A 3,115-nucleotide genomic window follows, 5' to 3' on the forward strand; every position below is an offset into this window, starting at 1 on the left:
ACGCCTGCACTCCCACCTGCTGAACCTCGGCCTGGCCTGCCACTTCGTCGGCTTTGACTCCGGGTTTATGCAGTTCTTCCGCGTGCGCGAAGCGTCGATGAAGATGGCGGAGATCCTTACCGGGGCGCGTAAAACCTACGGCCTGAACCTGATCGGGGGGATCCGCCGTGACCTGCTCAAAAACGACATGATCCAGACCCGTCAGCTGGCGCAGCAGATGCGCCGGGACGTGCAGGAGCTGGTGGATATGCTGCTCAGCACGCCCAATATCGAACAGCGCACTGTGGGCATCGGCCGTCTTGACCCGGAAATTGCCCGCGATTTTAGCAACGTCGGCCCGATGGTGCGCGCCAGCGGCCACGCCCGCGATACCCGCGCCGATCACCCGTTCGTCGGCTACGGTCTGCTGCCGATGACCGTGCACAGCGAGCAGGGCTGCGACGTCATCTCCCGCCTGAAGGTGCGTATCAACGAGGTGTTTACCGCGCTGAATATGATCGACTTTGGGCTCGATAACCTGCCGGGCGGCCCACTGATGGTGGAAGGGTTCACCTATATTCCGAACCGCTTCGCGTTGGGCTTTGCCGAAGCGCCGCGCGGGGATGACATCCACTGGAGCATGACCGGCGACAACCAGAAGCTCTACCGCTGGCGCTGTCGTGCGGCGACCTACGCCAACTGGCCAACCCTGCGCTACATGCTGCGCGGCAACACCGTTTCCGATGCACCGCTGATCATCGGCAGCCTCGATCCATGCTACTCCTGCACCGACCGCATGACCGTGGTGGACGTGCGCAAGAAGAAAAGCCAGGTGGTGCCGTACAAAGAGCTTGAGCGCTACAGCATCGAGCGTAAGAACTCGCCGCTGAAATAAGGACTCGCCATGTTTACCTTTATCAAAAAAGTGATCAAAACCGGCGTGCAAACCAGCCGCTATCCGCTGGAGGCGATGCCGGTCGATAAAAACTTTCGCGGCAAGCCGGAGCATAACCCGCAGCAGTGCATCGGCTGTGCGGCCTGCGTCAACGCCTGTCCCTCGAATGCCTTAACGGTGGAAACGGATCTTCAAACCGGCGAGCTGGCCTGGCAGTTCAACCTCGGGCGCTGCATCTTCTGCGGCCGCTGCGAAGAGGTCTGCCCGACGGTCGCCATTCGTCTGTCGCAGGAATACGAGCTGGCGGTATGGAGGAAAGAAGATTTCCTTCAGCAGTCGCGCTTTGACCTGTGCCACTGCCGCGTCTGCAGGCGTCCGTTCGCCGTGCAAAAAGAGATCGACTACGCGATTGCGCTACTGCAGCACAACGGTGACGCCCGCGCGGAGCATCATCGGGAAAGCTTTGAAACCTGTCCGGACTGTAAGCGGCAGAAATGCCTGCTGCCGTCCGACCGCATTGATATTACCCGCCATATGAGAGAGGCCAGCTGATGGACAATTTACTCGGCCCGCGCGACGTGAACGGCATCCCGGTGCCAATGACGGTGGACGAATCTATCGGCCTGATGAAGGCGTCGCTGCTGAAAAAAATCAAACGCTCGGCCTACGTCTACCGCGTGGACTGCGGCGGCTGCAACGGCTGCGAGATTGAGATCTTCGCCACCCTGTCACCGCTGTTTGACGCCGAGCGTTTCGGCATCAAAGTGGTGCCTTCTCCGCGTCATGCGGACATCCTGTTGTTTACCGGGGCGGTGACCCGCGCCATGCGCTCGCCGGCGCTGCGGGCCTGGCAGTCCGCACCGGATCCGAAAATCTGCATCTCGTACGGGGCCTGCGGCAACAGCGGCGGTATCTTCCATGACCTCTACTGTGTGTGGGGCGGTACCGACAAAATCGTGCCGGTGGATGTCTACATTCCGGGCTGCCCGCCGACGCCTGCCGCAACGCTGTACGGCTTTGCGATGGCGCTTGGCCTGCTGGAGCAGAAAATCCACGCCCGCGAGCCGGGCGAACTCGACAACCAGCCTGCGGCCATACTGCACCCGGACATGGTGCAGCCGCTGCGGGTGAAGGTCGACCGCACGGCGCGCAGGCTGGCGGGCTATCGCTATGGCCGCCAGATTGCCGACGATTATCTGCGCCTGCTGAGCCAGGGCGAGCATCAGGTCGCACGCTGGCTGGAGGCGGAAAACGATCCGCGTCTTAATGAGATTGTGGCGAACCTGAATAGCGTAGTGGATGAGGCGCGTATCCGATGAGTGAAACGGTGGTGTTCAGTCAGCTGAGCCGTAAGTTTATTGATGAGAACGATGCCACGCCGGATGCGGCGCAGCAGGTGGTCTATTACAGCCTGGCGATTGGGCATCACCTCGGGGTGATTGACTGCCTGGAAGCGGCGCTGAGCTGCCCGTGGTCTGACTATCTGGCGTGGATTGCTACGCTGGAGGAGGGCAGTCCGGCGCGGCGCAAAATGGAAGGCGTGCCGAAGTACGGCGAGATCGTCATCGACGCCAACCACATTGCGATGCTCGCCAACGCCTTTGACGCGGCGCTGAGCAGGCAAACCCCCGGGCAGCAGGCATGGAGCAAAACGCTGCTCGGCATGCTGCATGATATTCATCAGGAGAGCGCCATCTACCTGATGGTGAGGAGATTACGTGACTGACGTTTTACTGTGTGTCGGCAACAGCATGATGGGCGACGACGGCGCGGGCCCGCTGCTGGCGGAGATGTGCGCCGCGAACCCGCAGGGCAACTGGGTGGTGATAGACGGCGGCAGCGCGCCGGAAAACGACGTGGTCGCCATTCGCGAGCTGCGCCCGGAGAGACTGTTAATCGTCGATGCCACCGATATGGGGCTCAATCCCGGCGAGATCCGCCTGATTGACCCGGACGATATCGCAGAGATGTTTATGATGACCACCCACAATATGCCGCTGAATTACCTGGTGGATCAGATCAAGGACGACGTGGGGGAGGTGCTGTTTCTGGGCATTCAGCCGGACATTGTCGGGTTTTATTACCCGATGACGCCGCCAGTGAAAGAGGCGGTGGACGTGGTGTATTCACGGCTTGCCGGGTGGGTGGGGGACGGGGGATTTTCCCGGCTCAGAACAGCGCCCGGTGGCGCTACGCTTACCGGGCCTACGGTTTTGTAGGCCGGGTAAGGCGAAGCCGCCA

At 61.2% G+C, this 3,115-nt stretch carries 4 protein-coding genes and 1 pseudogene; all 5 read left to right on the forward strand.

What is annotated here, in order from left to right; translation table 11 throughout:
- Positions 1–874 (forward strand): annotated as a pseudogene (gene hycE / locus LDK53_RS22320) (formate hydrogenlyase subunit HycE); the annotation flags it as partial.
- Positions 875–883: 9 nt separating this feature from the next.
- Complete coding sequence (locus LDK53_RS22325) at positions 884–1,426, forward strand: formate hydrogenlyase complex iron-sulfur subunit (protein ID WP_225288114.1); 543 nt, start codon at positions 884–886, stop codon at positions 1,424–1,426.
- Positions 1,426–2,193 (forward strand): NADH-quinone oxidoreductase subunit B family protein, encoded by a 768-nt coding sequence (locus LDK53_RS22330; protein ID WP_225288115.1) that lies wholly within the window; start codon positions 1,426–1,428, stop codon positions 2,191–2,193. Before LDK53_RS22325 ends, LDK53_RS22330 begins: the two co-directional genes overlap by 1 nt.
- Positions 2,190–2,600, forward strand: coding sequence for a formate hydrogenlyase maturation HycH family protein (locus LDK53_RS22335; protein ID WP_047959335.1), 411 nt, complete (start codon positions 2,190–2,192; stop codon positions 2,598–2,600). The genes LDK53_RS22330 and LDK53_RS22335 overlap by 4 nt, the downstream gene beginning before the upstream one ends.
- Complete coding sequence (hycI, locus tag LDK53_RS22340; RefSeq protein WP_225288116.1) at positions 2,593–3,093, forward strand: hydrogenase maturation peptidase HycI; 501 nt, start codon at positions 2,593–2,595, stop codon at positions 3,091–3,093. Before LDK53_RS22335 ends, hycI begins: the two co-directional genes overlap by 8 nt.
- Positions 3,094–3,115 lie beyond the last annotated feature (22 nt).

The sequence above is a fragment of the Enterobacter sp. K16B genome (assembly GCF_020216105.1).
Classification (GTDB): Bacteria; Pseudomonadota; Gammaproteobacteria; order Enterobacterales; family Enterobacteriaceae; genus Enterobacter; species Enterobacter sichuanensis.